The sequence below is a fragment of the Micromonospora deserti genome (assembly GCF_003236335.1).
Taxonomy (GTDB): domain Bacteria; phylum Actinomycetota; class Actinomycetes; order Mycobacteriales; family Micromonosporaceae; genus Micromonospora; species Micromonospora deserti.
In genome coordinates this window covers 1-4676 of record NZ_POUB01000374.1, presented here as the reverse complement: position 1 = coordinate 4676, position 4676 = coordinate 1, and the positions used below count along the sequence as shown (strand labels likewise).

3 protein-coding genes are annotated in these 4676 nt (G+C 74.0%); 1 reads left to right on the top strand and 2 read right to left on the bottom strand.

What is annotated here, in order from left to right; all coding sequences use genetic code 11:
• Window positions 1-14: 14 nt before the first annotated feature.
• Window positions 15-2579, bottom strand: coding sequence for a valine--tRNA ligase (valS, locus tag C1I99_RS29500; protein ID WP_111137459.1), 2565 nt, complete (start codon window positions 2577-2579; stop codon window positions 15-17).
• A 56-nt stretch (window positions 2580-2635) separates the two neighbouring features.
• Between valS and C1I99_RS29495 the strand changes: the two genes are divergently transcribed.
• On the top strand, window positions 2636-3298 hold the full coding sequence (locus C1I99_RS29495; protein WP_111137458.1) for a nitroreductase family protein: 663 nt from the start codon (window positions 2636-2638) through the stop codon (window positions 3296-3298).
• A 22-nt stretch (window positions 3299-3320) separates the two neighbouring features.
• Here the strand turns inward: C1I99_RS29495 and C1I99_RS29490 are convergent.
• The coding region (locus C1I99_RS29490; RefSeq protein WP_111137457.1) for a S1 family peptidase at window positions 3321-4676 on the bottom strand (1356 nt) is incomplete at its 5' end.

Below are 4676 nucleotides of genomic sequence, written 5' to 3'. Positions count from 1 at the left end.
GCCCGGGGGTGGGGTCAGAAGGCGCAGGCGATGACGAGTTCCGGAGTGCGATCGGGGAGGAGGTCGAGCTTGCCGATCCGGCCGGCGGCCCGCAGGTCGTCGGCGATCACGGTGAGCTGCTCCAGCAGCGCCGCCGGGCCGAGCGCCTCGGCCAGCGGCACCTCCGCCTTCATCGACAGCTTCCGCTCCGATTTGGCCCGGCGCACCTGGCTGAGCGCGTCGCCGGCCAACCGCAGCAGCACGGGCTCACCGGTGCCCTGGATCGCCCGGCCCACCTCGTACGTGGTGGGCCAGGGGGCGCGGTGCACCGAGCCGTACCGCCACCAGGACCAGACCTCCTCGGTGACGTACGGCAGCACCGGTGCGAAGAGCCGCAACTGCACCGACAGCGCGGTCGCCAGCGCCGCCCGGGCCGAGTCGGCCCCCGGCCCGCTGCCGTAGGCGCGCTCCTTCACCAGTTCGATGTAGTCGTCGCAGAACCGCCAGAAGAACGCCTCGCCGATTTGCAACGCCGCCGTGTGGTCGTACGCCTCCAGGGCGGACGTCGCGGCGGCGACCACGGTGGAGAGTTCGGCGAGCAGGGCGCGGTCCAGCGGCTCGGTCGCCGGGGCGCGCAGGGCGTCGGCGGCGCCCAGCCCGAGGGCGAACTTCGAGGCGTTGAGCAGCTTGGTGGCCAGCCGCCGGCCGACCTTGATCTGCGCCGGGTCGAAGGCGAGGTCCATGCCGGGCTTGCCGTTCGCCGCCCAGTACCGCACCGAGTCGGAGCCGTGCTGCCCCAGCAAGGCCATCGGGGTGACCACGTTCCCCTTGGACTTCGACATCTTCTTGCGGTCCGGGTCGAGGATCCAGCCGGAGAGCTCCACGTCCCGCCAGGGCAGCTCGCCGTGCTCCAGGTGTGAGCGGACCACCGTGGCGAAGAGCCAGGTCCGGATGATGTCGTGCCCCTGTGGGCGGAGGTCCATCGGGAAGACCCGGCGGTACAGGTCCGGGTCGGTCTCCCAGCCGCCGACGATCTGCGGGGTCAGCGAGGAGGTGGCCCAGGTGTCCAGCACGTCCGGGTCGCCGAGGAAGCCGCCGGGCCGGCCGCGCTGGGACTCCTGGAAGCCGGGCGGGACGTCGGTGGACGGGTCGACCGGCAGCGAGGACTCCTCGGGCGTGAGAGGCTGGGACCAGTCCGGCTCGCCAGCGTCGTCGAGCCGGTACCACACCGGCACCGGCACGCCGAAGAAGCGCTGCCGGCTGACCAGCCAGTCGCCGGTCAGGCCGGTCACCCAGTGCTCGTAGCGGTGCCGCATGTGCTCGGGCACCCAGTGCAGCTCGCGACCGCGGGCCAGCAGCGCCTCGCGCAGCTGTGGGTCGCGCCCGCCGTTGCGCAGGTACCACTGCCGGGTCGAGACGATCTCCAGCGGCCGGTCGCCGCGTTCGTAGAACTTCACCGGATGGGTGATCGGGCGTGGCTCGCCGACCAGGTCGCCCGCGTCGGCCAGCATCGCCACGATCGTCCGCCGGGCGCCGTTGACGGTCTGCCCGGCCAGCGCCGCGTACGGCTGCGCCGGGACACCGGCCGGCGGCGTGGGCAGCAGCCGGCCGTCCCGGCTGATCACCACCCGGGTGTCCAGGTGCAGGTCCCGCCACCAGGTCACGTCGGTGAGGTCGCCGAATGTGCAGACCATCGCGATGCCGGTGCCCTTGGCCGGGTCCGCGAGCGGGTGCGCGCGCACCGGCACGTCCACCCCGAAGACGGGCGTACGCGCCGAGGCGCCCACCAGGTCGGCGTACCGCTCGTCGTCGGGGTGGCAGACCAGCGCCACGCAGGCGGGCAACAGCTCCGGCCGGGTGGTGTCGATCAGCACCTCGCGCCCGCCCGGTCCGGTGAACCGCAGCCGGTGGTAGGCCCCGGGCCGCTCCCGGTCCTCCAGTTCGGCCTGGGCGACCGCGGTGCCGAACCCGACGTCCCACAGCGTCGGCGCTTCCGCCTGGTACGCCTCGCCCCGGGCCAGGTTGCGCAGGAACGCCCGCTGCGACGTGGCCCGGGCCACCCGCCCGATCGTGGTGTACGTCAGCGACCAGTCCACGGACAGCCCGAGCCGGCGCCAGAGGGCCTCGAAAACCTGCTCGTCGGCGACCGTCAGCCGCTCGCACAGCTCGATGAAGTTACGCCGGGAGATCGGCGTCGGGTCCTTGCGGGCCGCGTCGCTCACCGGCGCGGTGGGCGGCACCCAGGCGGGGTCGTACGGCAGGGCCGGGTCGCAGCGCACGCCGTAGACGTTCTGCACCCGGCGCTCGGTCGGCAGGCCGTTGTCGTCCCAGCCCATCGGGTAGAACACCGCCCGCCCGCGCATCCGCTGGAACCGGGCCACGATGTCGGTGTGGGTGTACGAGAAGACGTGCCCCATGTGCAGCTCGCCGGATACGGTCGGCGGCGGGGTGTCGATCGCGTATACGTCCGCGCGCTCCTTCGAGCGGTCGAACGCGTACGTGCCGTCCTCCTGCCAGCGGCGCGCCCAGGTTTCCTCGATGCCGTCCAGGGTGGGACGCTCGGGGACGTTGGCGCGGGCCGTCCTCGCCGTATCGGTCATCCGTCGATGGTAGGCAGTGGCCAACGGCCGGACCACGGCTTATCCCGCGTGCCACGATGGAATTCGTGCCGACTCTCCCGCTCAGCCCCGACGAGCTGCTCACCACCACCCGCTCGGTCCGCAGGCGGCTGGACCTGACCCGCCCGGTGCCGATGGAGCTGGTCCGCGAGTGCCTGGCGGTCGCGCTCCAGGCCCCGTCCAGCTCGAACCGGCAGGGCTGGGATTGGGTCGTGGTCACCGACCCGATGCTGCGGGCCGAGATCGGCCTGCTCTACCAGCGGGCGGTGCACGGCTACCTGGCTTCGGCGTCCTCGGCGGCGCGGCTGCACGCCGACGACCCGGAGCGGTCCGCGGTGCAGCGCCGGGTGGGGGAGAGCGTGGCCTGGCTCGGCGACCGGATGGGGCAGGTGCCGGTGCTGCTCATCCCGTGCCTGCGGGTGAGCGGCGGCGGTGAGCTGCCGGCCGGCAACCAGGCCGGGCTCTGGGGGTCGGTGCTGCCGGCGGCGTGGAGCTACATGCTCGCCGCGCGGGCACGCGGCCTCGGCACCGCCTGGACCACCCTGCACCTGACGTACGAGGCGGAGGTCGCCGAGCTGCTCGGGCTCCCCGACGAGGTGCGGCAGGCGGCGCTGATCCCGACCGCCTGGTACACCGGCGACGGCTTCCGCCCGGCGGCCCGCCGTCCGCTTGACGAGGTGCTGCACGTCGACCGCTGGTGACGGCACCCGCCGAGGACTGTCGTCAGGGGGCGATCGGGCCGAGCAGCGGGCCGCGGGTGGAGAGCTGGAAGCCGAGCCCGGTGCGGGCGTTCACTCGGTCCAGGATCGTGGAGACCGGTGCGTACGAGTTGCGCTCGCTCGGGTTGGTGCACGGGCCCTGCCCGGGGTCGCCGTGGGAGAGGATGCCCAGCGCCTTGCCGTCCGACTCGGTGAACAGGGGGCCGCCGCTGTCGCCCGGCCGGGCGCAGATCCGCACGTCGATGCCGCCGCTGGCCCGGCCGGTGATCTCCCCGCACCGGGTGCCCGGCAGGTAGCCCGCGCCGGCGCCGGAGTCGACGTACTGCTCGCCGGTCTTGGGGGTGTACGCGGCCCCGGTCGCGCAGACGATCCAGCCGGTCTGGATGGCGCTGGCCGGCACGTACCCGGTGATCGCCACGTCCCGGCTGCCCTGGTCGGCGCAGTTCGGGTTGTCCGGCACGCACCAGTAGTTGACCAGGCTGACCGGGTCGGGGCCGGGGCGGCGCGGCCACGCCCACCGGTCCAGCGCCCCCGGCTGGTACGGCAGCACCGCGTAGTCGTACGGGTAGGCGTTCTCGGCCAGGACCGGGCTGGTCGACTCGACCCCGACCGGCACCTTCGGCCCGAGGAACTGGTGCCACGTCCGGTCCTGCAACTGGTGCCGGCCGCCGACCACGCAGTGCCCGGCGGTCAGCAGGTACGCCTCCCCGGAGCGGGCGCGCACGTTGAAGCCGGAGGTGCACCCGCCGACGGTGCCGTCATCGCGCGGCACGTCGAGCCGGATCCCGCCGCGCATCGGCGCCCGGTCGCAGTAGCGGGGGTCGCACGCCTTCGGCACGGTCTCCCCGGACAGCCGGGGGCGCGCCGTCGCCGGCACTCCGGCCGCGTCGAGCGCGTCGGCCAGCCGCGGGTCGTCGGCGTCGACCACGTCGCCGGTGAGCACCACGACCGTGTTGGCCTGCTCGTCGACCACCACGTCGGTGCCGGCGGTGGCGTCCAGGGCAGCGGCCAGCCGGGTCGCGGCCGCGGTGAGTTTCCGCAGCGGGTGGCGCACCGGCACCACCTTCACGTGCGCCGCGTCCGGCACGCCGGACACTGCCGCGGCCAGCGGTTCCACCGTGGTGGCGGCGATGGTGAGCACGCCGCCGCCGGCCTGGTCCAGCCACATCCCGGCGTACTCGTCGGGGAACTCCTCGGCGAGTTGCGCGGCCAGCGGCGCGGAGAGCTCCTGGAGGGCGAGCCGCCGGGCCGCCTCGTCCCGGTTGACCCGGTACCGGTTCCGCAGGTAGGAGGTCGAGGCGGGAGTGTCCCGGGCGACCGTGGCGGCCGGGCGGGCGGTGCTGACCCTGTCTCTTATACA

What these genes read in the sequence shown, in the direction of transcription:
- valS (WP_111137459.1), bottom strand. Translation starts at nt 2,579, where the DNA reads ATGACCGATACGGCGAGGACGGCCCGCGCCAACGTCCCCGAGCGTCCC.
- C1I99_RS29495 (WP_111137458.1), top strand. Translation starts at nt 2,636, where the DNA reads ATGGAATTCGTGCCGACTCTCCCGCTCAGCCCCGACGAGCTGCTCACC.